The sequence below is a fragment of the Scytonema sp. PCC 10023 genome, assembly GCF_963920835.1.
Taxonomy (GTDB): Bacteria; Cyanobacteriota; Cyanobacteriia; order Cyanobacteriales; family Nostocaceae; genus Kalymmatonema.
In genome coordinates, this window is record NZ_CAWUDP010000040.1 from 1 (window position 1) to 24,533 (window position 24,533).

The window sequence follows — 24,533 nt, forward strand, 5'->3', positions numbered from 1 at the left end:
GTTTCTCCGCTAAGGCTCTGAGGGCATCAGCGCGAATTGACTCATCCTGAATTTCTCTGGCGGCGGCGAGTGCTTCGCCTAATAACTCAGGAGGCAATTTCTCCGCTAAGGCTATGAGGACATCGGCGCGATACTCCTGAGACTGAATTTCTCTAGCGGCGGCGAGTGCTTCGCTTAATAACTCAGGAGGCAATTTCTCCGCTAAGGCTATGAGGACATCGGCGCGATACTCCTGAGACTGAATTTCCCTGGCGGCGGCAAGTACTTCCAGTAAATTAATCAAGTTGGTATTGCTTAAGATGGCACTTCTTAAATCAGCATCACTTAAATCAGCATCACTTAAATCAGCACCGCTTAAGTCTGCATTCTCTAGGGAGGCGCTGTTTAAATTTGCACCGCACAGGTTAGCTTCACTCAAATTACTGTTACTAAGGTTTGCATTGCTTAGATTTGCACCAGCCAGATTATCTCTACTAAGATCTTCACCACTTAGATCTGCACCAATATAATCTTCAGCTAAACTCAGCCCAGCAATTTTTGCTAACTCTGAGAGTTTTCCTGTCGGCTCATTATCAATCGCTTGAAAAATATCGCCTAGTTCTTCAGGAGACAGTGGCTGAGTCATACTGCAATACTAACTTGCTTACATAGTTTTTTAGTTTCGGCTCTACAACACTTTTAAAAAAAGTACGAATTTTCGTTTCTCTTACCTTTTTATCAGTTTTATCATTCCATAAGCCATCCTGGGAAGTTATTCCTAAATCATTGGCGTTAATCTTCACTTGAAAAGTCGCTTCTACTTGACAAGATGTATTTTGCAATTCCATGATTCCAAGCTCTTGATTGCTCAGCGATCCAAATAATACCAATGCTTTGTCTGAAACTTCTGCTTTATGTTTGACCTTAAACTGCCATTCAGGATTTTCGTCAGTTCCCATAAATGTGACATCTCCGTTAAAATCTTGAGCTTTAGGAACTTTACGTTTATCCAATGGCATACATCCATTTGTCAATTTTAAACACAACCTGCCAAACTTAATACCAAATCTAATACTTCCTTCTTTCTTGACAAAACCTAATTCTTTATAAATGAAATTTTCTTCCACCTCGCCAAAGGAAATATGTAAGATAATACTAATTTGTTGTGTTTGTGCTTGATAAGTAAAACTTAATAAATGTATTTGAAGCACGACTAAATTAGCATATTTATGCTCTAGTTCCAATTTTTCAAAAGCAACGGCTTCACCACCGCTAGTACTCAGATTCTGTGATGGGATTGACTCAGAATTCTGTTCCGAAGGTCCAAAATTTAAAATATTATGACTGATGGTAATATTTGAGTCCTTAGAATTTATTCCTTGCCAATTTTCTCTAGTCATTTGCCACTAAAGTTGAAAGTATTATTGCTGATGGTGGGATTTGCATTCTTAAAATTTATCCCTTGCCAGTTCTCATTAATAATGTTTGGGCGTTGAGCTATTACCGCTTCTGTCAATGCTTTAATTGTTACTGCCAGTTGTGGATCTTGCTCTGCTGCTGTCTGTGCTTCATTTGCCAAAGCTTCCACTGCTGCTTTCATCTCCGGATCTGCCTTTGCCACTGACTCTATTTTTTCAACCAAAACAGCTTCACCAATATACTCTCGCTGTTCTGGAGGTAATGCTGCATTTTTCGCTGCCGCTTCTAAGGCTTCTGCTGTATCGCTGGACTTGTGCTTGAGTAGTTCAATAACCTTACCAACTTGCTCAAAGGCTTTAGCAACAATGATTTCGCCTGTTTTTTCAAACGTTTTGTTTAACAGTAGACTTACAAGCGCGATACGCGAAGCGTCAAGCCTCCGGCTTATCGCACCAACAGTCAATGGCTCCATGTACTACCTCGTAAGCGCGGCATCTTATTCTACTTATTACCACAGGGTTCCTGTTCTAAATTCCGCAATTCATGTAAAAATTTATAGTTAGTTTATTGTTACGCCTCTTGAATCATGCATTATTCTACGTTTGGGCATTTTTCTAGAATGCCACTTGTATCTAATTTTACTAATTAGATACAGTTGTATACAGTCAAATTTACCAGTCCCACACAACACGAGTAAACAACACTGGCTTCCAAAATACTTTCCGTAACCAGTTTCTCAACCTTAACAGACAATTATTTCTGCCTAGCACTACCTAGAGCAATTGACAAGTGATCTTAAAATCTTCCAATGTCAATCCAAAATGCCTTGAATTTTTATTAATAAAGAATTTCCTACGTACAGCCATTTGATGCATGGGCAAGATGTCTGCCCTAGGAATCATAATGTTATATGTAACGTTATTAGCACTTGTCACATATGCCGAAAGCAATTTGGAATGGTACTGTGTTAGCCGAAAGCGATAACACCGTAGTTGTGGAAAACAATCATTACTTTCCCCCTGACTCAGTTAACAAGCAGTACTTTAAGGAAAGCGACACTCACACAACTTGTCCTTGGAAAGGTCTCGCCAGTTACTACAGTATTGAAGTAGATGGACAAGTTAACAAGGACGCTGCTTGGTATTATCCTGATCCAAAGGAGAAGGCAAAGCAGATTGAGGGCTATGTCGCCTTTTGGAGAGGTGTAAAAGTCGAAGCTTAGTCAGGACTTACGCAAAGTCGAGAATTTCATACTGTAGACGCTTCTGCGGCTTCCCGCAGGGTGCGAAACGCAGTGTAGCTAAGTATCAAGGGAGTTCTTCGTTTCGCTAGCGCTACACTCAGAATGACAGTTTTTCGTTAGAATGCGTAAGTCCTGTTAGTAAAAGTTTGATCATTGCAAAATACCTCACCCCTAACTCCTGTGCCAAGTTGGGAAAGGAAGTTAAGGGTGAGGCTTTTGTCCAATTAATGATCAATACTAACTATATTGATGAATTGATTAACTTTTCTTAACGCTTCATAACTCTGAATTAACTTTTTTCTACTCCTTAGCAATAACAATATCGTTGGACTTGATCACTGCGTAAGCTTCTGTACCCTCAGACAAACCCAGTTCGTCTGCTGACACTCGGGTAATGATTGAGGTTAGTTCAACTTTATGAACAATCTCCAGCGTGATTTCAGTATTAACGGCTCCTGTAACAACTCGTTTAACGATTCCCTTAAGAATATTACGAGAGCTCACTTTGAGCCGTTTCTTCGGACTAAAAACTTCTATCTCAGGAGTTCTACTCTCCTGTGTTTCATACTGTTGAGTTGGTAGTGATGGCGGTTGAGGAGACTGGTTGTTCAGGCTACGCACGAGTTCACGCAAAATTTCTGTTTTAGTGCGCTGAGACTGCTTTGAGATGTGTTCCAGAATTTTTCGCTCCTCTTCAGAGGTTTGAAAAGTGATCCATCCTTGTTCTTTTCTTGGCATAATTATACCAATTTAGTTGGTAATTTAGAGCTTTTCCTGGTACGATCCTACCAAGCGTCAATCCTTAAAAAATAAAACTCTGTTGAGCCGTTTTCCTATGAAAAGAAGATGATTTGTTACTTTCCTTGGTACAGCATTGGTCAGTTCGCCTTTAGTAGTTAGCTTGGCATTGTTTGATCTGTTCCCAGTTGTAGCACAAGTTACATCTTCTCACACGATAATCTTTGATGATCATATAAAAATAAAAATATCAAGACAATAGCCAGTTGCTGTTAGAGGTAGTACTCGCCCAGCCTCCCCAGTTCCTTAAGCAATGGTGTGCTAGCCTGAGTCAGCTTCGCCAAACACGTCTTATTACCCAACTCACTTTGTGTAGTTATCCTAGTTGTTGGAAGTAGGGAAGGCGTTTTAGAAACAAACGCCTTGACAATATACCGATGAGCGTCCATGTGAAAATAGGCGCAACCATGTGTTAAAACACGTCTTTTTCATCCGGCGTTTCATCTATCCCCATTTCCCACGGTATACCCTTCTCAGATGGAGGACAAAAACGGATTTTGGCAGTATTGGAAAATAGCTTTAAGCTATCAACCATTTGGGGAATAGCTTTTGCTATATGCCAGTAACTGTCTATGTCATAGCTGATAATAACGAGTATTAAAGTACCAGCGTTTATCTGGAAATACCAGTGACAACTAGACAACAAAGTCCGAGTTCTGGAATCGCAAGCCTTGAAAAAGTGTTTGCCGGTAGCCTCTTCTAGTTGTCTTAGTAGTAACCCATCAAGTAGTGTTGCCTTTGGAGGCAAATCATCTGGAGAAAGAGGAGGAAGAAAATGTTTACTCATGGCACAAAACCTTTCTATCGACCGGATAGCTTATACATAAATTTGCACGAGTTGATGAGAACACGTCAAATTCTCTAGATTTTTTTCCAAATTAAAATAAAAAATGTAATAAACTAATGTCGGCATAAATTGCATAAACGTTGGAGTAGACATCCTAGAACACCGATTCACTAATCCCAAAAACCCGGTTTCTGTTCCTGAAAAGATTAATTTTTCGTTGGCTGTAGAGACGCGCCATGGCGCGTCTCTACAAAAAAACGGGTTTTTTAGCTCCAAGTCTGAATACTGAATTGGTGTTCTAGACTGTTGACTGTTGACTGTTGACTGTTAACACTTAAAAATCAACAGATCAGCCCTTGTTGATGTGCAAGTTTATATCATGTCTGACTAAATAACCAAACTCAAGTTTGTAGCGAGGAATGCGCGTCCTCTTCCAGGAAAACAAGGACTAAAGTCCTTACTACATATAAGTTTTATTATGGGTAATTTGCCGGACTTGATATTATTTGTATAACAGCTTAATACCAATTCATAATAAAATTTGTACAGAACTCATGAGTTACGAGTATAAAACTCATAACTCATAACTCATAACTCATCACTTTCAACATTATCCTTTGGAGGCTTCTGCTAAAGGAAAAATGATTTCATCCAAAGTTCTCAGTAATTCTTGCTCATTGTAAGGTTTGGAAAAGTAAGCTCTCGCACCCAATTGTATTGCCAGCTGACGATGTTTATCGCTACTACGAGAGGTGAGCATAGCAATCGGTATATCTTTAAAATCATTATTTGATTTGATACGACCTAAAAAGCCGTATCCATCAACACGAGGCATTTCAATATCACAAATGACAGCCTGAACTCTCAAACCATTTTGAAGTTTATCTAGCGCATCTTGACCATCTTTAGCTTGTTCGACTTGATACCCTCCTTTTTCTAAAGTTAAAGCTAAGAAGCGCCGGACATTAATTGAGTCATCTACAATCAAAATTGTGCCTTTCTCATTCATTGACACGACTGTGTCGTCAGCTGGCGTCAGGAAAACGTTCTTTAACTTTGCTGATGGTAGTTGATTGGTTCTAGGCGTGCGCTCATTGGTAGTAATCCAATAAAGTAACTCGTTGGCGTTCACCAGTGGTACTACCCGACCATCACCTAAAATCGTACAGTTGCTAAAACCACTAGGCAAAGGTATGTTTCCTTCAACTCGACGGATAGCAACTTCTTGTTCACCCCAACAACGGTCTACCTGCACCGCCATGACTTGATTGCCTTGGTTGATTATGATTACGCTTGCAGCATTGATTGCAGGGGGACTTTCTTGGTTCGGGTTATCGTAGCGGGGGCAATTAAACTCTAAATGCCGACCAAGGCGAACCAACGGTAGCATGGTTCCTTGCCAATTCAGGACTTCGCTGGTAGCCATTGAAAACACTTGTTCGTTATTAAGCAAGAATATTTCCGAAACCACATCTGTGGGAAATGCTAGAAGCATTCGATTGCTTTCTATCAGAAGGACTCTTGCAACTGAGAGTGTAAATGGTACTGACAGTGTATAAGTCGTACCCTTTCCGGCTACGGTATCGACTTTGACATCTCCCCGCACTTGTTTCAAGTTGCTGCGAACCACATCCATACCGACACCGCGACCGGATAATGCTGTCACTTGGTCAGAGGTGGTAAATCCTGGTTCAAAAATCAGCGATAGCAGTTCTTCATTGGTAGCTTGGGCTATGAGAGTTGGTTCTAACCCCATAGCTATAGCACGGGCGCGGATTTTGTCTAACGCAATTCCGCGTCCATCATCTTTGAGGGTAATAATCGTGCGATTACCTTGATGCGTGGCTTTAATTTCAATCAATCCTTGTTCTGGCTTACCGCAAGCTAGGCGTGTTGCTGGGTCTTCGATCCCGTGGTCGAAGGCATTTCGCAACATATGCATCAAAGGCTCATTTAAAGCCTCCAAAATGCTACGTTCAACTAAGATACCAGCACCCTCAATTTTCAGTTGCACATTTTTGCCGTACTCTACAGACAGGTCGCGTAAAGCCCTTGGAAAGCGGTCAACAATATCGGACAGTGGACGCATCCGTACTTGAGTCAGCTTTCTTTGCAAATGCTTGGATGTTTTGGTGAGTTTGCGGGCAAATTGGTCTGTATCGTCAATACTGAGTTGAATGTCAGTGGTGACTTCTTGCACCTGAACGATAGTTTCCATGACTTCCTGAGAGAGCAAGTTTAATTCGTTATAGCTATCCATTTCTAACGAATCAAACCCGCTTTGTGTCTGGTTGCCATCGTCAAATACTATAATATGTTCCACTTTGTCACTTGGTGGCAACGCTAGCAATGGAACACCTGCTGGCTGTACGCCATTAGTTGCTATTCTGTCGTAAGCTGTCCGTAATTGCTGATTTTCTCGCTCCAGACTTTGCACTCGCTGGTTCAAATTGCGAATAAGTTTGCGTAACCTCTCAAGTTGCAAATTCAATCCGTTTCGCTGAATAATCAGTTCCCCAAACAAATCATTAATTTGCTCGAGTTGCTTACTAGGAACTCGGACTGTATTTTCCTGAGATTCACTCTTATTGCTACCAACAGTTTGTTCGACTTTACGTTCAACAAATTTGTAATTTGTTGTCGGAATTTCTTGAGCAACGACTGTTTCTGGTGGCATTTCAACTTCAGCGTTACTCTCCTCAGCAAAAGCTGCCTCTAAAGCTTCAAAGTCAGCGGCAATAATTTCACGATCCAGCCAAGTTTCTTCAGTTTCTTCTGGTAGCAGAATTTCTGGTGCAACTTCTGTTTCTGGGTCTAGCGTGGGTGCTGCTTGTGGTTCGGGCAGTTCTATTGGAGTATATGCTGCGGCTTGGTGTGCCAAATCCTCAAGTTCGATCGCTGTCGGTAACCTATCGACTTGATTTGTAATCACCAAAGCTTGCGATCGCCGCCATGCTTCCAATGCAGCACGGGCAATTGTTTCTATCTGCGAGGGATCACCAGCTTCCAAGTGGTTTGCTACTGATTCGCAAAGTTGGGTAAAAGCTGGCAACTGCAACATTTCACCCAAACCACCCAACTCAGCTGCCATAATCGCAACTTCTTCTTTCAAACAGGGCTGCGCACTATCTGCCAACACAGATTCTAGGCGTTGCAAACACCCTTCTACCTCTGTTTCAAACAGCAAAGGGATGATATCTTGCCCATCTTCTGGAGACAGCATACTAGCTGCATCTTCAGGGGATGGGTCGCCCAAACGCGCATGGAGTTCTTCAAAAACTGGATAACAGAAAGTCGATAACCACTCTTCGTCTACACTATTGCCTTCTGATAGCAATTCCACTATCTGACGTAGCCAATCGACTCCAGATAGCAATAAACTTTGCAATTCTGTATCAATTTCTAAAGAATTTTTTCTAGTTTTTAATACTTTAAACGAATCTTCTAAACGGTGAGCTAAATCACTCAGGGCGCGAAACCCCATCATGCCTGCGCCACCTTTAATTGAGTGGGCAGCTCGCAGTGCGGCGTTGATTTTTTCTAGAGAAATACGATTGTTAGTGTTAAGTTCCAGCAATACCCCTTCCAGGGTATTGAGGTAATCAGTCGCTTCCTCCAGAAACTGCATCTGGATTTCTAATTCTTTGTCGTGTGACATAATCTTTGCTATCAGTCAGTCATTAGTCATTAGTCATTAGTCATTAGTCATTGGTCATCGGTCACCGAGAATGACAAAGAACAAACGACCAAGAACTAATTCACCTTGAATGTACCGACAGTCGCTTGCAATTGCTGCGAAATCTCCACAGTTTGTTGCAAAGAGTCGGAAACCTTCTTAGAAGAATCGCTGGTGCGCTGCGAGGAAGCAGCAATGTCTTTCATTAAAGAACTGACTGTTTGCGATGTTTGAGCCTGCGATGCTGTGGCGATTGAAATCGACTGCACCAACAAGTCAATCTGGCGCGAAATCTCTAAAATCTGGCCAAGATTTTGCTTGGCATCTTCCACAATCCGCGTTCCTTCCACAACCTGAGTGGTTCCTAGTTCCATCGCTTGCACAACTTCTGTTGTTTCGCGTTGGATGTTTTCCACAATTTGTTCAATTTCTTTGGTCGCCGCCGCACTTCGGGCTGCCAGTTCCCCGACTTCCTCAGCGACGACAGCAAAACCTTGACCTTCCTCACCTGCACGCGCGGCTTCAATACCAGCGTTGATGGCGAGTAAGTTGGTTTGCATAGAAATTTGATTAATCAATGCCACGACACGCGAAATTTGTTGTGTCGATTCTCCTAAACGCTTGACTTTCTTCGCGGTTTCGCCTACTGTTTCTCGCAAATGCAAAATATTTTGCACTGTCATATCCATTGCCATGCCACTTTTTTTAGCAGTTTGGGCGGCGGTATTGGCAACTGAGGCTGCTTGCTGGGCGCTGACGGCGACTTGTTGGATTGATTTCGCCATGTCGTCAACAGCATCAAGAGTACTGTTGATTTCTGCAGCTTGAGCCAGTGCTGATTCTGTGAGTTCACGGATTGCGCCTTCGTTGGAACCTATAGCCTCATTCACAGAAGTTGCAGTTTCCTTAACTTGAGTGACAATATCGCGCAAACTTTCAATAATCGAGTTGAAAAAGTCAGCTACTGTGCCAATTTCTCCCGCAGTCACTTCTGCACGCACTGTTAAGTCACCAGCCGCTGCGCCTTCTACCTCAGAAAGGAGTTCCAAAAGTTGCATTTGTAGGGCTTCTTTCTGTTGGCGTTCGTCTTGTGAGACTTTTTCGGCGATCGCTCTTGCTTTTTCCACTTCTTCAAGAAGCTGTGCTTGCTCTAGAGCATAGCCGACTTGAATCGCCAGTTGTTTAAACAAATCTATTTCAGCTTGTTGCCAATTCCGAGGGCTGTCACAATGATGAGCAATCATCAAGCCTACCAGATCCCCACCGATAATAATTGGTGCTACCAAATTTGCTTTGACGGCAAATTTCTCCAACATTTTGATGTAACAAGCTGCATTGCTGAGATTAGGATCTTGATAGATGTTGGATATTGCCCGTACTCGACCATCTTTATAAGTTTCTACATGGCGTTCTCGAAAACAGGGATCATCGATTTGCACTCCTAACATCCTTGGTAGCCCAGCCGTAACTGATTCCGCGACGACATTTCCATCGAAGGTTTCGGGATTGAATTTATAAATGACAACCCTGTCTGTTTTCATCGCCTGACGAACTTCTCTGACGGCTGTTTTATAGATGTCTTCGACTTTCAGGCTTCTACGAGTTTGCAGGGTAATATCTGCGAGTAACTTTGCCCTTTGCGTGTCCAGTTCTTGTTGTTGAACTAGGGTTTGGAGTTGCGACGCCATTTGGTTGATGTTAGCACTCAAAACACCAAACTCGTCTTCTGAGTACACCTCCAAACGAGTATCGAGTTCTCCCTTGCCTAGTTTTGCTACTGCTGCTGTCGCTTTCGCAATTGGTTGTGTGGTACGTTTGGCTAACCATACTGCAATCAAAGCCACAATTAATGCTGTTAAGAGTGCACCTACTGCGACTGTTAGCAACACTTGTCTTGTGGGTTCAAATGCGATCGCTGTATCTGTAGCCAGAATGGATTGCCAGTTCAAAGAAGGCAATCCTTCTGAGGCTATAGATGTGTAGCTGACAAGTTGCTCTTGTTTTTCAGTTTGATTAACAGTAATAAATGTTTGTGCTTGTTGAGCTAAACCAGGAAAATCTCGTTTCGCATTTCTACCTATATGTTTTCTGTTTGTCGCCAAGAAAATTTTTCCCGACCCATCAATCAAATAGTATTTATGCCCTGACTCTGTATAATTCTTAAGTACCTGGTCTAGAGTTTTTGCGGGCATCCTAGCTCTAACTATAGCAAGCGTCTTTCCTGCGGTATTTTTCACAGGCGCTGCAAGATGAATGCTATGAGTCCCTGTATTACTTATTACCTCTGGTTGACTGATGTAAGGGCGATCGCCCTGCTTGACTTTTTGAAAATAATTACTACTGCTTTGATTAGAAATTGCATCTCCTTCGGATTGGGCGAGGACATCGCCGTTTAAGTTGAGTACTGCAATGCTGTCATATACTTTATAAGTATCAACAAACTTATTGAGCAATGCCTGCTTTTCCTTTTGAGAAAAAGCGTCAGTTTGCGAATTTGCGATAATTGGTAGACTAGATATAAGTTGAATATCGTTGTACCGTTCTATCATGAAACGGTTGACTTTGTCTGCCAAACCTTTGGCTTCGGCTTGTTGAAGTTGGGAAACTTTATTGGTTAAGGAATTACTAGCAACTAAGTATGCAAGTATTCCAATTGCCAAGACTGGTACTGTCCCCAGAGCGATCGCGAGTAATGTAGCTTTGGTACTTAACTTTAGTCGCTTCAAAGTTCTAGATGCACGATTCGCCTGATTATTAGGAACAGTGTGAGTACTCGCCTCGTCAGGCAGTTTTACGACATTATTTGTGAATTCAGATAGAGATGATCCATCTTGCTCATCAATACTTTTAGCAGGATCAGTTTTATTAAACATAAAGGCATTCTCCTGAGGTGGTCAATGAAAACACGAAAAATAAGTTTTTCTTTGGAGTACACCCTAATCACTGCGGAGAATAGAAGACTGCACAATCGCTTGTGCATCTAATACAAGCAATATTTCTTTTCGTTGAACAACGCAACCGCGTAGATAGGGGATTAAACTGGATGCGACTTGTCCCACAGGAGAGCGAATATCCTCAGGCATAAACTTAGTCGTACCTTGTATCTCTTGTACAACTAAGCCTAGAAGTATTGAATCCACCCGAATAATGATAACGTTATACTGGCGTTGCCTACTATCTAGATATTCAAGATTCAACATCTTGGGTAAATCGACTGCCCAAACGATACGGCTCCGCCAGTTCATCAATCCTAGGATACAACTGGGCATATTGGGCATGGATGATATAGTCTCAACCGGCACAACAACAGCTTCTTGCGTGTGCCTCATTGGTAAAGTGGCAGATGTGTGTCTATTGAGTTGAAACTTGAGATAACCATCCCCCAAGCTATTTTGATTTTGGTTTAAAGACGCCAGTTTTGAACTATTCATTCGATTCAAATCACGACTGATTTAATAGCTCGTAGGAGCTGATCGCGGGTGTAAGGCTTGGTAACATAAGCATCAGCGCCTTGTCTCATTGCCCACAAGCGATCAATCTCCTGGTTTTTAGAACTGCAAATCACAATCGGCACTTTTTGAGTCGCCGGATTTCTCTTGAGAGAACGACATAACTCAAAACCGCTCATTCCTGGCATAACCACATCAGTTACAATCACATCTGGGTTTTGTGATTGTGCTTTTTCTAAAGCTTCCTTTGCCCCAGTCGCTTGAATAACGTTATAACCACTTTCTTCGAGATAATGGCTCATCAGTTGCAATTCACTGGGAGAATCTTCAACAATCAGAATTGTGCCAACCAAAGTAATACTCACCCCTGCATCTCCTATATAACCAAATGTACTTTATTCAACTGCGTTCTTTGTTGTTTTCTTCTTTCCCTCAATTTCCAATATGTTTAAACACCATTTTCAACAAGTCCGATTGGGAAAAAGGCTTGGTCAAATAGCCTGAGGCTCTAACCATTTTTGCCTTTGCCCTATCTATAAATCCTGTTCTGCCAGTTACCATAATAATCGGGATATTCTTAAAAGCTGAATGCCTCCGCAGCAAAGAACATAGCTCATAGCCATCTAAATTGGGCATTTCTACGTCTAGTAAGATAACATCTGGCTTGCTGCGGAGAATTTGCATCAACGCTTTTACCGGATCGTTGATCATCACAACTGAAAATGTACTTTCATCCAAAAAGTGTTTGATAGAATTCAACACTGTTGGACTGTCATCTATGCAGGCAACTGTATATGTGTTTTTACTAACGCTTTGCGGGAAACTTTTGTTACTGTTAAGATGAGAAGTATCAAAATTATTCGGTCTTGGCAATTCTTCCCCTAGTTTGACTTGAGAATTCTGCTGCGTTGACGAAACGTTGGTGGTTGGCATAAATTGGGGCGTAACTTGCGGATCAACCGTTGATTCGGTCTGTTGCCGATTCCGTAACTGCTTTTGACAATGTTCTACAAGTACTCGCAAGTCCAAACGACAGAATTTTGGTAGTTCATCTAAGGGAGTTTCACTCTTAAATTCATAACTTCCTTGTTTGATTGCAAGAAATGACTCCAGCACTTCTTTAGCTAATTCGTCTATCACGACTGCTGCTTGCGCGGGCGTGATGTATTGTTCATTGACTAACCAGCAAATAGCTTGATAATCTAGTTGTGGTATTGACTGATTCTCTCGGTTTTGCTCAAATATCAGTCTTACCTGCATAAGAAGTGTACTGTTGAGTGTCTGTGTTTCCTGACTTAAGCGTCCTAAGACATTCTCAAGGCGTTCAAACATTTTATCCGAAGAGGCATAAACTAGTTTACCGTCTTCTAGATAGATTGACCAAGAAACTGACTCTGTAAATACTTGTAAGCAGCCTGTAGCACGCCGGCTGGTTAATTGTGCTAGTAGAGATAGCGGGTGTAGTTTCTGGAAAAACTTGTAGCTACCTATAGGAGTTGTGCTCATTTTGCTTTTACTTAGGCTAAATTCTTGCTAGTGTGAGCTAAATTTCTGTAGAGCTTTTCCACAAGTCCTATGAAACTCATCAGAGCTTTTGTTGCAAAAAATACAAAACTCTAACTTTAAGGTTTGAGGTAAAAGCTAGCGGTAGCACCCTTCTCTTTAGACGAAAAATCTCAGTCAATTCGTTAATTAAAGTTCAATTTACTAAATCATACTGAGATTAGCAGACATCTTTACATGACAAGTCAAAAAAATGTAAAGACTAGATGAAGCCACTTACCTTAGAGTAAACCTTGTATGATGGCAACCGAGGCAATACTGCTTTGACAGGCAAGTTCAACCCTGCTATTTTCAGTACTCGTACTTCAGTATAATACGCTTTCTCGGGCTGAGGGAAATCTAAGGTAAAGTTTGCTAGAACATCAGTATTCTTACTTGTCTATTATGTAAAGTTAACATAAAAACTTCCTGATGACAGAATAGTGCCACTGTCTGTTATATACCTTACAAGCTAAATCTACCAGTTATGTTATTAATGCAATGTTTAAAATTTATAAAGTTAATGTTTATACCAAAGTTTTTCACACTATCAATGGCAATAGAATTTCGACTACGGTTGCATTTATATACATACTGTATCAATTGTCTTCTTAGGAACTTGTCTTTCTTGAGATCATCGTATAGGAAAAATCGATATTGCTGAAAGTAGTGCCTTTTAAGACAGACTTCTACAAGGAACACATCGCACCACTCAGGATTACTCCAGTTAATTTGCTACTTAACAATTAAGTCCATTATGATTCTATGCCCATACTCTCTCTACGAGGAAGACGTTATATTTGTCAGTGTCAGTTGTAGATTCAATTGATAATTATTTTATTTAAAAAAAGATTAATTTTTCTTAGCTTGCGGCTTATACGCTTCTCGCTTTTTATACAAATTCGCTTTATCTTTGGAAAAGACTAACAGGCGTTCTGGAAAACCTACTCAAACGTACCTAAAACAGTGCTCACTGAATCTAGGCGGGTTTAACGTTTACCTGTTTGCAATACAAGACTCCACAGGCAAACTCTGATGTCTTTTCAGATCATATATATTAGATCATATATAAAAGTGCGGATGAAAGGACTTGAACCTTCACACCTTGCGGTACTAGAACCTAAATCTAGCGCGTCTGCCAATTCCGCCACATCCGCATCAGTTTCTTATCCTATCATAATAAAGTTATTTTTTGCAATATCTAACGCTTAGTTGTTACTGGTCAGTTGTTTGAGTACCTACTAACCACCAACCGCTTGTAAAAACCTACCCAAAGCTAGCCACAAGTGGATACATCTGGACAAGGGGAACTCTGCGGTATACGTGTTCCAAGAAATAATCCGAAGCGCATTGCTGCTTACTTTGGTTAAACCATCGTCTTACCACCGCCCTCCTGTTAGAGACAGCATTTACTGCTGGATTTCCCACCTATGTTATTCAGTTTGATAGTAACCAGTTTGTAGTACGTGTCTTTTAGGTTTCACACCTAGCTGAGCGTTGCTAACCCGTACTGGTTAAACGTAGTCTGATTATATGCCAATTTCCCCAAAAAGTTAAGCATTAGGTAAAGGTGGGTAGGATTTAACTTACAGTTACCAACCCCAAACCGATAACCAGTTTTCACTAAGGTACAGCAACACGAGGCAAGCGGTGCTTGAACCCGCAGAGAATTTCCCAAGAAATTGTATTTAATTGATTTGCCCAATCTTCAGCAGAGATTTGTTCTTTTTCCTCTGTTCCAAGTAAGGTGACGACTTCACCTTCTCGTACATCTGGTAATGCACTCACATCTAGCATCAACTGATCCATTGTAATTGTGCCAATCTGTGGCACCCGTTGACCGCGAATTAACACTTGCATTTTATTAGAAAGATTGCGAGGAACTCCATCTGCGTAACCAATTCCTACGACGGCTAGGCGGAGTTCACGCTTTGCAATAAATTGATGACCGTAGCTGACGCCAGTACCAGGGGCGATGGTTTTGACTTGCGTGACTCGCGCTTTTACTTGCAGAACTGGTCTCAAATCAATGCATGAACGCAAATGATCTGCTGGGTAGAGTCCGTATACAGCTAAACCTACACGCGCTATATCATAGTGCAATGCTTTGTCGGTAAGTGTAGCAGCTGAATTTGCCAAGTGCAGACAAGGCGGTTCTATACCTATTGTCCTAAGTTGGGCAATTGCTTGCTCAAACCGTTGTTGCTGTTGTTTCATGATTGTGGAATCGGGACTATCTGCCGTTGCCAAGTGAGAATATATACTAGCAATGGCAAGATGAGGTAAGCGTTGCACAAGCTGAACGAACTCAGCCGCCTCGTCGGAGTTCGTCCCTAATCTGGACATTCCCGTATCTAATTTAATGTGTACAGGTACGGGAGTCTTGTGATTGATGGTTAAGAGCGTGTCAGAAAATACCAGGGCTTGCTTGGGGCTTGTAATTGTTGGCTGAAGTTTCCATTGGGCGATCGCCTGAATTTGCTCGCTTGTCTGGCTTGCACCTAAAATCAAAATCGGAGCTTTTATTCCGGCTTCTCGTAATTGGATTGCTTCTGGAACTGTTGCGACTCCCAGCCAACTCGCCCCTGATTCTAACACTGTTTGGGCGACTGTAACTGCTCCATGTCCATAGGCATCTGCTTTGACCACCGCCATCAGTTGAGTGCGCGGTGACAGTATCTTTAAAAGCTGCTTGACATTGTACGACAATGCTGATAAATCAATTTCTACCCAAGCACGTTGGGATAACCAAGCGTAGGTGTCACACTGCCCATTAAAGCTGACACGGTCGGTTTGCTCTTGGCTCAACATCTTGACTTACTCCTATCACACCACTCTTTTTGCTTCTAGGTCATCTCAATTATTCGCATGGCTAGAAGCCCAATCTTGATTAATCTGGAAGTTTACACTTCATTCTAAAATCGGCACTGGATGATGAACAGCGCGTGGTGAGCAAAAGAGCAGGAGAGAATTACTTTTGAGCGTTGAGTCTTAAGTTTTGACTCTTTGTATTTCTAAGTATTGCAAGATGTATAATTTTTTTTCATCACCAAAGATGAATGTAATTGTGTTAATATATGTAAAATTAATAGCTTGAGCGCTAATCAATGGGGAAGGTTTTAGTTCTAAACGCCTCTTACGAACCGCTCAATATCACGAGCTGGCGGCGAGCTGTGGTCTTACTGATCAAAGGCAAAGCAGAGCGAGTAGAGTTCAATAATAAGCAACTCTACTCGGACTTTCCGCTTCCGACTGTCATTAGGTTGCGCCACTATGTGCGCGTTCCCTATAAGGAGATTCCTCTGACTCGTCGGAATCTTTTGCATCGCGATGGTCACACTTGCCAGTATTGCGGTTACACAGGAGATGATTTAACTTTGGATCATGTGTTTCCGCGATCGCGTGGCGGCGGCGATACTTGGGAAAACATCGTTACAGCCTGTGTCCGCTGTAATGTGAAGAAGGGAAATCGCACGCCTAGTGAAGCTCACATGATGTTGCGCCATCACCCACGGCGACCTTACAGTAGTTTATACTTTGAGGTCAGCAAACATCTCAAGAGTGGTATGCATCAAGAGTGGCAAAAATATGTAATTGGACTCTGACAATTTCAGCGTTGTTTGAAAAAGCTTCGCAGTTGTCAGTTTTTTGCGTTATTGCCTTTGCTTGCTGATTTTCGCTGGTCTACGGCTTACCTAGGACTTAATTGGAAGCTGATAGAACCGGAGAAAATGCATACCCGCTTGGAGCAACTTCGCTAATATAGCACAAATCAACGCCAAAACAAGCAGGGTGCATTTAAATCTGCCAAAAAAATCAGAGGTCAATGCTAAAGGGGTTTTCCTTGCTAGTCATTGATCATAGATTCTTGACAAAAAATAGACTGGCAGATATAGAGCCAAGATCTGAAATTTTTGCGAAGATCATAAAGTGTGGCTGAACTAGTGAATGACAAGCAGGTAGTCTTTCTGAACAAAAAAGGAGCCTCACACTTATAAAAACGTTTCGTATGCACTTTAATTCTTCCCTTACTCAGATTGAGAGTTTGCCGTTGATAGGTGACCCAATTCCAGACGATGCAGAAATAGACAAAGATTCAGTTGAAGTTCCACTCACTAAGCAGTCAGGTACGGGATTGACAAGTGAATCGGGGAATTCTCTGAGTCAGCGTAACAATTCATTGGTACATCAGAAATCAGAAGAGCTGCGCAATACGCTTCTTGCACACAGACAAGAACGCCAGTTGTTAATCCTTCAAGATTTTCCTGACCCTGATGCCTTATCCTCTGCTTGGGCTTACCAGTTAATTGCTCAGCAATACGATATAAAATGTGACATCGTTTACGCTGGTGCATTGAGTCACCAAGAAAATATTGCATTAGTAAAGCTGACTGGCTTACCCGTCCAGCGTTGGACACTACAAACACTGAAAAGCAAGGATTTATCATCCTACCAAGGTTTCGTACTGATTGATAACCAAGGAACCACTTCTCAGTTATTACCTGTAGTGCAACAGGCAAAAATACCATTAGTGGCGGTGATCGACCACCACAGTTTACAAACTGAGCTGAAATCGGAATTTTTTGATGTCCGTCCCTTTGTACGGGCGACAGCAACGATTTTTACTCAATACCTACAAGCGGGGTTACTAACTCTAGATAGCAGTATAAATCAACACGTCAAATGCGCGACTGCCTTGATGCACGGCTTGCGATCGGATACTAATAGACTGATGCAAGCACAGGAAGAAGACTTTATGGCAGCAGCGTATTTGAGCAGATTTTATGACGCCCAGTTGCTGAACGCGGTACTGCAAGCGAATCGTTCCAAGCGAGTCATGGACGTTATAGAGCGATCGCTCAAAAACCGCATCGTGCAAAATAACTTTTCGATTGCTGGTGTAGGTTACTTACGCTATGACGACCGCGATGCCATCCCCCAAGCGGCAGATTTTCTAGTGACAGAAGAAAACGTTCACACTGCTGTGGTGTACGGTATTGTTCACGATGAAGATGAAGAACTAGAAGTGGTGATTGGTTCTTTAAGAACCACCAAACTCACGCTTGACCCCGATGAGTTCATCAAAGAAGCGTTTGGACAAGATAGCCAAGGACGCTTTTTCGGTGGTGGAAGAACAAGCGCAGGTGGATTTGAAATTCCAATGGGTTTCTTATCTGGAAGTAATGAAAATTCTGCTTATGCGAAAATGAAATGGGAAGTTTTCGATTCTCAGATTAAGCAGAAGCTGCTGAGATTGGTGAATCCGAAAGATAACCCGATACAGTCGGAGTAGAGGAGAACAAGGGGGATAAGGGAGATAAGGGAGATAAGGGAGATAAGGGAGATAAGGGGGAAAATAGCTCTGACTTCCTGACTCCTAGTTAGAACTCAGGACTTAGGACTCAAATTGTGGAACTTTATTTAATTCGTCATGGTATTGCTGAAGAAAGGCGACGAGATATCAAAGATGAAGAGCGATCGCTCACGAAAGAAGGGCGGCAAAAAACAGAGAAAGTTGCCCAACGACTGAAAAAGTTGGGTTTGCATTTCGATTTGATTGCTACGAGTCCCTTGGTTCGCGCTCGGCAAACAGCAGAAATCCTCATAGCTGCTGGATTGAGTTCTAAACTAGAGGAATGTACCTACCTTGCTCCTGATGGTCGTATTGAGAGTTGGGTTGTAGATTGGTTGGAAGCAAGAAATTATTCACCCCAAACCCAACTTGCCCTAGTAGGACATGAACCAGATTTGAGTGCTTGGGCAGAAATCCTCCTATGGGGACAAGCGAAAGCAACGTTAGTCCTGAAAAAAGCAGGTATGATTGGGGTAAAACTACCAGAAAAAGGCTCTCCTCTGGGTCGTAGTCAGATGTATTTGTTGACACCACCCAAGTACTTGCTTTAACAGTAGTGTAACGTTTTTGAAAGAATTTCAAAGGAAACGGTTACTGTTATGGCAACAAGAATTTCTGGTAAGTTAGCCTGAAAAAATCTTTCACAAAAAAGCAGATGGTGTTGCCATGATGGTGTGCGAATTCAAGCCTGGATTGGATGGCATCCCCGCCGCCCAATCCAGTATTAGCAATGTTGACGGGCAAAAGGGAATACTAGAATATCGTGGCATCCAAATTGAGGAATTGGCTTCAAAAAGTACTTTTCTGGAAACTGCTTATCTTCTGATTTGGGGTGAGTTGCCCACAGCGGAAGAACTGGCAGCATTTGAGTATGAAGTTTGCGAACACAGGCGGATAAAATATCGCATCAGCGATATGATGAAATGCTTTCCCGAAAGCGGTCACCCAATGGATGCTTTGCAAGCCTCTGCGGCTGCGTTGGGTTTGTTTTATTCGCGCCGTGACTTGGATAACCCTATTTACATTCGGGATGCAGTTGTTCGCCTGATAGCAAAAATTCCGACAATGGTGGCGGCGTTCCAGTTGATGCGAAATGGCAACGATGCAGTACGTCCCCGTGATGACTTGGACTATTCCGCCAACTTTCTGTACATGCTCAATGAGAAAGAACCTGATGCACTGGCGGCGCGGATTTTTGATATCTGCTTGATACTTCATGCAGAACATACGATGAACGCCTCCACCTTCAGTGCCAGGGTGACAGCGTCTACTCTAACTGATCCATACGCAGTGGTAGCAAGTGCTGTGGGAACGTTAGGAGGACCGCTGCATGGTGGAGCCAACGAAGAAGTGATTCAGATGTTGGAAGAAATTGGCTCTGTGGAAAATGTGCGTCCTTACATTGAGGACTGTCTGGAACGCAAATCCAAAATTATGGGCTTTGGACATCGTGTGTACAAAGTGAAAGACCCACGCGCCACAATTTTGCAGAACTTAGCGGAACAACTGTTTGCCAAATTTGGGCATGACAAGTACTATGACATTGCCCTAGAAATGGAAAGGGTGGTGGAGGAAAAACTGGGTCACAAAGGAATTTATCCCAATGTTGACTTTTACTCAGGTTTAGTGTATAGAAAATTGGGAATTCCTACAGACTTGTTTACACCAATATTTGCGATCGCCCGTGTTGCCGGTTGGTTAGCACATTGGAAAGAACAGCTAGAAGAAAACCGAATTTTCCGTCCAACCCAAGTTTACGACGGTAAGCATGGCGTTCCTTACATTCCCATCGAGCAGCGTTAGAGGGATAGGGGATTAGGGATTAGGGATAGGGGATTAGGGATAGGGGATAGTCAACAGTACCAGCCGCAGTGAACAGTACCAGCATGGTACTTGATAACTGAAAACTGGTACTGCGGGTACTTGGTAACTGATAACTGATAACTGATAACTGATAACTGTCCCCAGTCCCTTTATTAGGGAATTCTAATCCTTACCATAGGTAGAAATTCTCGTATAGCTAAAGGGGCAAAAACCATGCAACGATATACTAGGCATGGGAATTGCAAAAAATCTTAAATTTTGTCCCGTGCCCTCATGGCTCGGGTTTCCACACTTCCCCCAAGGTTTTATGAGCAAATTTACAGTTATTAACAAGCGTGGATAGTTGTAAATGACAATGTTCTGATGACTTGAAGAGCAAAAGCACATGAATTCAGGAATTGATCTGCAAGGAACTTTTATTGAATCCCTCAGGGATTTAGGATTAAGCGCTGGTACAGCCAAGGCGATTTGGATGCCACTGCCAATGATTTTGATGATTATTGGTGCCACTGTGGGGGTGCTGACCTGTGTTTGGTTAGAACGGAAGATTTCGGCAGCAGCACAGCAGCGGATTGGTCCTGAATATATTGGTCCTTTGGGTTTGCTGGCTCCTGTGGCGGATGGTCTCAAGCTCGTTTTTAAAGAAGATGTGGTGCCAGCTCAGTCTGACCGCTGGCTGTTTACCCTTGGTCCAATCATCGTGACGATTCCAGTATTTCTGTCATATTTGATTGTGCCGTTTGGGCAGAATCTGGTGATTACAGATGTTGGGATGGGGGTCTTCTTGTGGATTGCCTTGTCTAGCGTTGCACCGATTGGCTTGTTGATGGCTGGTTACGCATCTAACAACAAATACTCTCTCTTAGGAGGGTTGCGGGCTGCAGCACAGTCGATTAGCTATGAAATTCCTTTGGCACTAGCGGTGCTGGCGATCGCCATGATGTCGAATAGCCTCAGCACCATTGACATCGTCAATCAGCAATCTGGCTATGGCATTCTTGGCTGGAACGTATGGCGTCAACCAGTCGGGTTTATCATCTTTTGGATAGCCGCCCTTGCTGAATGCGAACGATTGCCCTTTGACTTGCCCGAAGCTGAAGAGGAACTGGTTGCCGGTTATCAGACCGAATACTCTGGCATGAAATTCGCTCTGTTCTACCTGAGTTCCTACGTTAACCTAGTACTTTCTGCCCTGCTGGTATCAGTTTTATACCTAGGCGGTTGGGATTTTCCAATTCCCATTAACTTGATAGCTGGTTGGTTGGGAGTCAGCGAAATAAATCCTGTTTTGCAGATTGTCACCGCCGCCTTGGGAATCACGATGACCGTACTCAAAGCATACTTCCTTGTCTTTCTGGCAATCCTGTTGCGTTGGACAGTGCCACGGGTTCGGATTGACCAATTGCTAGATTTAGGATGGAAGTTCTTGCTGCCTGTTGGTTTGGTTAACTTGCTACTCACTGCAGCCCTGAAACTTGCCTTTCCCGTTGCCTTCGGAGGGTAATAGGGACTGGGGACAGTTATCAGTTATCAGTTACCAGTTACCAGTTACCAGTTTTCAGTTATCAAGTACCATGCTGGTACTGTTCACTGCGGCTGGTACTGTTGACTATCCCCAATCCCGAATCACCTATTACATAAAAAGAGAGAGAGACACGAAAGAAAAATGTTAAAGTTCCTCAAACAAGTTGGTGATTACGCCAAAGAAGCGGTGCAAGCTGGTCGTTACATTGGTCAGGGATTATCTGTTACCTTCGACCATATGCAGCGGCGTCCAGTCACCGTGCAGTATCCTTACGAGAAACTGATTCCTAGTGAGCGGTTTCGCGGTAGGATTCACTTTGAGTTTGATAAGTGCATTGCCTGCGAAGTTTGTGTTCGGGTTTGTCCGATCAACCTGCCTGTAGTGGATTGGGAATACGACAAGGCAAGCAAAAAGAAAAAGCTCAATCACTATAGTATCGACTTTGGAGTTTGTATCTTTTGCGGTAACTGCGTGGAATACTGCCCAACTAACTGTTTATCAATGACAGAAGATTACGAGCTTTCCACCTACGATCGCCATGAATTGAACTATGACAGCGTGGCGCTTGGTCGTTTGCCTTATAAGGTCACTAACGATCCAATGGTCACGCCGTTGCGCGAACTCGTTTACCTACCGAAAGGCGTCATGAATCCCCACGATGTACCGGCTGATGCACCTCGCGCAGGTGCGCGTCCAGAAGACCTTGTGGAACAGGAAAAGTAAATGGTAGTAGTTAGTGGTGAGTTGTTAGTAGAAAACAAGAGCGACTCACCACTAAATGCCAATAATTAACAAATGTACAGACGCGTTATGGCGCGAATGTACAGACGCTTCAAACAGCGCGTCTCTACAATTAACAAATGACTGAGGATAAAAAACAGTGAATCTAGCGGAAGGAGTACAGGTTGTTTGTTTTGCCATACTGGCAGTGATGTTGATTGCAACAGCGCTGGGTGTGGTACTGTTTGACAACGTCGTCTATTCTGCCTTTACGCTGGCAGGCGTATTTGCTAGCATTTCTGGCCTGTACCTGTTGCTAAATGCTGACTTTGTAGCAGCAGCGCAATTGCTCATTTATGTTGGTGCAGTGAACGTATTAATTTTGTTTGCCATTATGTTGGTAAACAAGCGGCAAGCTTTTACGCCCTTCCCCACCGCTTGGGTACGCAAAGCACTCACGGGTGTAGTCAGTCTGGGATTGTTTGCTCTTTTGAGTACGATGGTGTTAACAACTCCTTGGTCACTGTCTACTGCTACGCCTCCAGGCAACACGATTGTTTTAATTGGTCAACATTTCTTCAGTGACTTTTTACTGCCTTTTGAACTAGCTTCGGTTTTGCTGTTGATGGCGATGGTGGGCGCGATCATTTTGGCACGTCGCGAGTATCTGCCTGAACAGGTCATTTCTGGAGAAAAACAGCAAGTTTTGACCTTACCAGAACGCCCCAGAGAACTGGTATCAATCGGTGAATCGAGCCGCAATATTCAGTAAACAGTTATCAGTAAACAGCCCAAACTGATAACTGATAACTGATAACTGATAACTGATAACTGATAACTGACAAGGGGGACAGCAAGATTCATGCCAATTCAGTACTTTTTATTACTTGCAGCAGCTTTATTTTGCATCGGCATCTATGGCTTAATTACCAGCCGCAACGCCGTAAGAGTGCTGATGTCGATTGAGTTGCTGCTCAATGCCGTTAATCTGAATTTAATGGCGTTTTCTAACTTCCTAGACTCAACAGAAATTAAGGGTCAGGTATTCACCGTATTCGTGATCACCGTAGCAGCAGCTGAGGCGGCGGTAGGTTTGGCGATCGTACTTGCCATCTATCGGAACCGCGATACTGTTGATATGGAGCAGTTTAATCTCCTGAAGTGGTAATTCTCGTGGATCTCAAGCAAGTCATTATTGCTTATAAAGCACGAGATTCCCAAAGTAAACGCTGGGCAGAAATCTGTGCTAAGCAACTAGAACACCGCCAATGCCACGTTTTGATGGGACCAAGTGGACCAAAAGATAACCCGTATCCGGTGTTTTTGGCTTCAGCAGGGCAACCCATTGATCTCGCTTTGGTACTTGGCGGTGATGGTACTGTTTTAACTGGTGCAAGACATCTAGCCCCAGCTGGCATCCCAATACTAGCAGTGAACGTGGGAGGTCATCTGGGGTTTTTAACTGAGTCTGTAGAAGAGTTTGAAGATACTGAACGAGTTTGGGACCGGCTGTTTGAAGACCGTTATGCTATTCAGCGGCGGATGATGTTGCAAGCCGCTGTGTTCGAGGGGAATAGCACAAATTTGGAACCAGTTTCTGAACGTTACCTCGCTTTAAATGAAATGTCTGTCAGACCCGCTTCTGCTGACCGCATGATTACCTCAGTCCTAGAAATGGAAATTGATGGTGAAGTGGTCGATCAATATCAGGGAGACGGGCTGATTATTTCTACTCCTACTGGTTCCACCGGTTACACCGTGTCTGCAAATGGCCCGATAATACATGATGGTATGGAAGCGATTACCATCACTCCCATTTGTCCGATGAGTCTTTCCAGTCGTCCCTTGGTCTTACCCCCTGGTTGTGTTGTCAGTATTTGGCCCTTGGGGGATTACGATTTGAGTACTAAGTTGTGGATGGATGGAGTCTTGGCAACTTCCATTTGGCCCGGACACCGTGTTGATGTAAGGATGGCGGATTATTGGGCTAAGTTTATTATTCTACGGGAGAACAACTCGTATTATCAGACGCTGCGAGAAAAGTTACTGTGGGCAGGAACCAGGATTCGCTACAGTAGTGCCAGTCATGCTAATTAAATCATAGATTCGCATGACCCCACCCCTAACCCCTCCCCCTTCGGGTTCGCCCTTCGGGTTCGCCAGTTCCCTAGGGCGGGAGACCCCCCTTCAGGACTGGTCTCACCAGTCGCCTACGGCG

At 43.1% G+C, this 24,533-nt stretch carries 21 protein-coding genes and 1 tRNA gene; 10 read left to right on the plus strand and 12 right to left on the minus strand.

Going from position 1 to position 24,533, the window contains the following annotated elements; translation table 11 throughout:
• From ACM0OZ_RS23285 to ACM0OZ_RS23295, 3 genes are all read right to left on the minus strand, one after another.
• Positions 1-625: pentapeptide repeat-containing protein (locus ACM0OZ_RS23285; RefSeq protein ID WP_414585193.1), on the minus strand; the 625-nt coding region annotated here is incomplete at its 3' end.
• Positions 603-1,379 carry a hypothetical protein gene (locus ACM0OZ_RS23290; RefSeq protein ID WP_414585194.1) on the minus strand — a complete coding sequence of 259 codons (777 nt, stop codon included), beginning with the start codon at positions 1,377-1,379 and terminating at the stop codon, positions 603-605. The genes ACM0OZ_RS23290 and ACM0OZ_RS23285, both read right to left, overlap by 23 nt.
• Positions 1,376-1,870, minus strand: coding sequence for a hypothetical protein (locus ACM0OZ_RS23295; RefSeq protein ID WP_414585195.1), 495 nt, complete (start codon positions 1,868-1,870; stop codon positions 1,376-1,378). The genes ACM0OZ_RS23290 and ACM0OZ_RS23295 overlap by 4 nt, the downstream gene beginning before the upstream one ends.
• Before the next feature lie 465 nt (positions 1,871-2,335).
• Here ACM0OZ_RS23295 and ACM0OZ_RS23300 point away from each other — a divergent pair, with 465 nt between their 5' ends.
• Positions 2,336-2,620: a DUF427 domain-containing protein gene (locus ACM0OZ_RS23300; RefSeq protein WP_073629708.1), complete on the plus strand. Its 285-nt coding sequence runs from the start codon at positions 2,336-2,338 to the stop codon at positions 2,618-2,620.
• A 321-nt stretch (positions 2,621-2,941) separates the two neighbouring features.
• Here ACM0OZ_RS23300 and ACM0OZ_RS23305 read toward each other — a convergent pair whose 3' ends face one another.
• From ACM0OZ_RS23305 to alr, 9 genes are all read right to left on the minus strand, one after another.
• Positions 2,942-3,379, minus strand: coding sequence for a TOBE domain-containing protein (locus ACM0OZ_RS23305; protein WP_414585196.1), 438 nt, complete (start codon positions 3,377-3,379; stop codon positions 2,942-2,944).
• A gap of 472 nt (positions 3,380-3,851) precedes the next feature.
• A complete protein-coding gene (locus ACM0OZ_RS23310; RefSeq protein WP_414585197.1) occupies positions 3,852-4,226 on the minus strand; it encodes a hypothetical protein in 375 nt (124 codons plus the stop codon).
• Between the two features lie 610 nt (positions 4,227-4,836).
• The gene (locus ACM0OZ_RS23315; RefSeq protein WP_414585198.1) at positions 4,837-7,884 is read right to left on the minus strand and encodes a response regulator; all 3,048 of its coding nucleotides are present in this window, start codon (positions 7,882-7,884) and stop codon (positions 4,837-4,839) included.
• A gap of 95 nt (positions 7,885-7,979) precedes the next feature.
• Positions 7,980-10,775 (minus strand): methyl-accepting chemotaxis protein, encoded by a 2,796-nt coding sequence (locus ACM0OZ_RS23320; RefSeq protein WP_414585199.1) that lies wholly within the window; start codon positions 10,773-10,775, stop codon positions 7,980-7,982.
• Between the two features lie 63 nt (positions 10,776-10,838).
• Positions 10,839-11,333, minus strand: a complete 495-nt coding sequence (locus tag ACM0OZ_RS23325; RefSeq protein WP_414585200.1) for a chemotaxis protein CheW — start codon at positions 11,331-11,333, stop codon at positions 10,839-10,841.
• 5 nt (positions 11,334-11,338) lie between these two features.
• Entirely contained in the window at positions 11,339-11,716 is a 378-nt protein-coding gene (locus tag ACM0OZ_RS23330) for a response regulator transcription factor (protein WP_073629720.1), read from the minus strand.
• A gap of 67 nt (positions 11,717-11,783) precedes the next feature.
• The gene (locus tag ACM0OZ_RS23335; RefSeq protein ID WP_414585201.1) at positions 11,784-12,857 is read right to left on the minus strand and encodes a response regulator; all 1,074 of its coding nucleotides are present in this window, start codon (positions 12,855-12,857) and stop codon (positions 11,784-11,786) included.
• A 1,111-nt stretch (positions 12,858-13,968) separates the two neighbouring features.
• A tRNA-Leu gene (locus ACM0OZ_RS23340) sits at positions 13,969-14,050 on the minus strand.
• 466 nt (positions 14,051-14,516) lie between these two features.
• Positions 14,517-15,704: an alanine racemase gene (gene alr, locus ACM0OZ_RS23345; RefSeq protein ID WP_414585202.1), complete on the minus strand. Its 1,188-nt coding sequence runs from the start codon at positions 15,702-15,704 to the stop codon at positions 14,517-14,519.
• Between the two features lie 296 nt (positions 15,705-16,000).
• Here alr and ACM0OZ_RS23350 point away from each other — a divergent pair, with 296 nt between their 5' ends.
• From ACM0OZ_RS23350 to ACM0OZ_RS23390, 9 genes are all read left to right on the plus strand, one after another.
• Positions 16,001-16,498 (plus strand): HNH endonuclease, encoded by a 498-nt coding sequence (locus ACM0OZ_RS23350; protein WP_414585203.1) that lies wholly within the window; start codon positions 16,001-16,003, stop codon positions 16,496-16,498.
• 404 nt (positions 16,499-16,902) lie between these two features.
• Positions 16,903-18,186, plus strand: coding sequence for a DHH family phosphoesterase (locus tag ACM0OZ_RS23355; protein WP_414585204.1), 1,284 nt, complete (start codon positions 16,903-16,905; stop codon positions 18,184-18,186).
• Positions 18,187-18,302: 116 nt separating this feature from the next.
• On the plus strand, positions 18,303-18,797 hold the full coding sequence (gene sixA / locus ACM0OZ_RS23360; protein WP_414585205.1) for a phosphohistidine phosphatase SixA: 495 nt from the start codon (positions 18,303-18,305) through the stop codon (positions 18,795-18,797).
• Between the two features lie 115 nt (positions 18,798-18,912).
• Positions 18,913-20,049: a citrate synthase gene (locus ACM0OZ_RS23365; protein ID WP_073629730.1), complete on the plus strand. Its 1,137-nt coding sequence runs from the start codon at positions 18,913-18,915 to the stop codon at positions 20,047-20,049.
• A 406-nt stretch (positions 20,050-20,455) separates the two neighbouring features.
• On the plus strand, positions 20,456-21,574 hold the full coding sequence (gene nuoH / locus ACM0OZ_RS23370) for an NADH-quinone oxidoreductase subunit NuoH (RefSeq protein ID WP_414585206.1): 1,119 nt from the start codon (positions 20,456-20,458) through the stop codon (positions 21,572-21,574).
• 162 nt (positions 21,575-21,736) lie between these two features.
• Complete coding sequence (ndhI, locus tag ACM0OZ_RS23375) at positions 21,737-22,318, plus strand: NAD(P)H-quinone oxidoreductase subunit I (RefSeq protein WP_414585207.1); 582 nt, start codon at positions 21,737-21,739, stop codon at positions 22,316-22,318.
• A gap of 157 nt (positions 22,319-22,475) precedes the next feature.
• Positions 22,476-23,087: an NADH-quinone oxidoreductase subunit J gene (locus ACM0OZ_RS23380; RefSeq protein ID WP_096566080.1), complete on the plus strand. Its 612-nt coding sequence runs from the start codon at positions 22,476-22,478 to the stop codon at positions 23,085-23,087.
• Positions 23,088-23,177: 90 nt separating this feature from the next.
• Positions 23,178-23,483, plus strand: a complete 306-nt coding sequence (nuoK, locus tag ACM0OZ_RS23385; protein WP_096566082.1) for an NADH-quinone oxidoreductase subunit NuoK — start codon at positions 23,178-23,180, stop codon at positions 23,481-23,483.
• A gap of 5 nt (positions 23,484-23,488) precedes the next feature.
• Complete coding sequence (locus ACM0OZ_RS23390) at positions 23,489-24,412, plus strand: NAD(+) kinase (RefSeq protein WP_041040911.1); 924 nt, start codon at positions 23,489-23,491, stop codon at positions 24,410-24,412.
• Positions 24,413-24,533: the final 121 nt, after the last annotated feature.

Bases quoted from the DNA above. Each gene is read 5' to 3' on its own strand.
- ACM0OZ_RS23315 (WP_414585198.1), bottom strand. From the start codon at position 7,884: ATGTCACACGACAAAGAATTAGAAATCCAGATGCAGTTTCTGGAGGAA.
- ACM0OZ_RS23300 (WP_073629708.1), top strand. From the start codon at position 2,336: ATGCCGAAAGCAATTTGGAATGGTACTGTGTTAGCCGAAAGCGATAAC.
- ACM0OZ_RS23355 (WP_414585204.1), top strand. From the start codon at position 16,903: ATGCACTTTAATTCTTCCCTTACTCAGATTGAGAGTTTGCCGTTGATA.
- ACM0OZ_RS23320 (WP_414585199.1), bottom strand. From the start codon at position 10,775: ATGTTTAATAAAACTGATCCTGCTAAAAGTATTGATGAGCAAGATGGA.
- nuoK (WP_096566082.1), top strand. From the start codon at position 23,178: ATGCCAATTCAGTACTTTTTATTACTTGCAGCAGCTTTATTTTGCATC.
- ACM0OZ_RS23295 (WP_414585195.1), bottom strand. From the start codon at position 1,870: ATGGAGCCATTGACTGTTGGTGCGATAAGCCGGAGGCTTGACGCTTCG.
- nuoH (WP_414585206.1), top strand. From the start codon at position 20,456: ATGAATTCAGGAATTGATCTGCAAGGAACTTTTATTGAATCCCTCAGG.
- ACM0OZ_RS23365 (WP_073629730.1), top strand. From the start codon at position 18,913: ATGATGGTGTGCGAATTCAAGCCTGGATTGGATGGCATCCCCGCCGCC.
- ACM0OZ_RS23335 (WP_414585201.1), bottom strand. From the start codon at position 12,857: ATGAGCACAACTCCTATAGGTAGCTACAAGTTTTTCCAGAAACTACAC.
- ACM0OZ_RS23350 (WP_414585203.1), top strand. From the start codon at position 16,001: ATGGGGAAGGTTTTAGTTCTAAACGCCTCTTACGAACCGCTCAATATC.
- ACM0OZ_RS23310 (WP_414585197.1), bottom strand. From the start codon at position 4,226: ATGAGTAAACATTTTCTTCCTCCTCTTTCTCCAGATGATTTGCCTCCA.
- alr (WP_414585202.1), bottom strand. From the start codon at position 15,704: ATGTTGAGCCAAGAGCAAACCGACCGTGTCAGCTTTAATGGGCAGTGT.
- ACM0OZ_RS23305 (WP_414585196.1), bottom strand. From the start codon at position 3,379: ATGCCAAGAAAAGAACAAGGATGGATCACTTTTCAAACCTCTGAAGAG.
- ACM0OZ_RS23290 (WP_414585194.1), bottom strand. From the start codon at position 1,379: ATGACTAGAGAAAATTGGCAAGGAATAAATTCTAAGGACTCAAATATT.
- ndhI (WP_414585207.1), top strand. From the start codon at position 21,737: ATGTTAAAGTTCCTCAAACAAGTTGGTGATTACGCCAAAGAAGCGGTG.
- ACM0OZ_RS23325 (WP_414585200.1), bottom strand. From the start codon at position 11,333: ATGAATAGTTCAAAACTGGCGTCTTTAAACCAAAATCAAAATAGCTTG.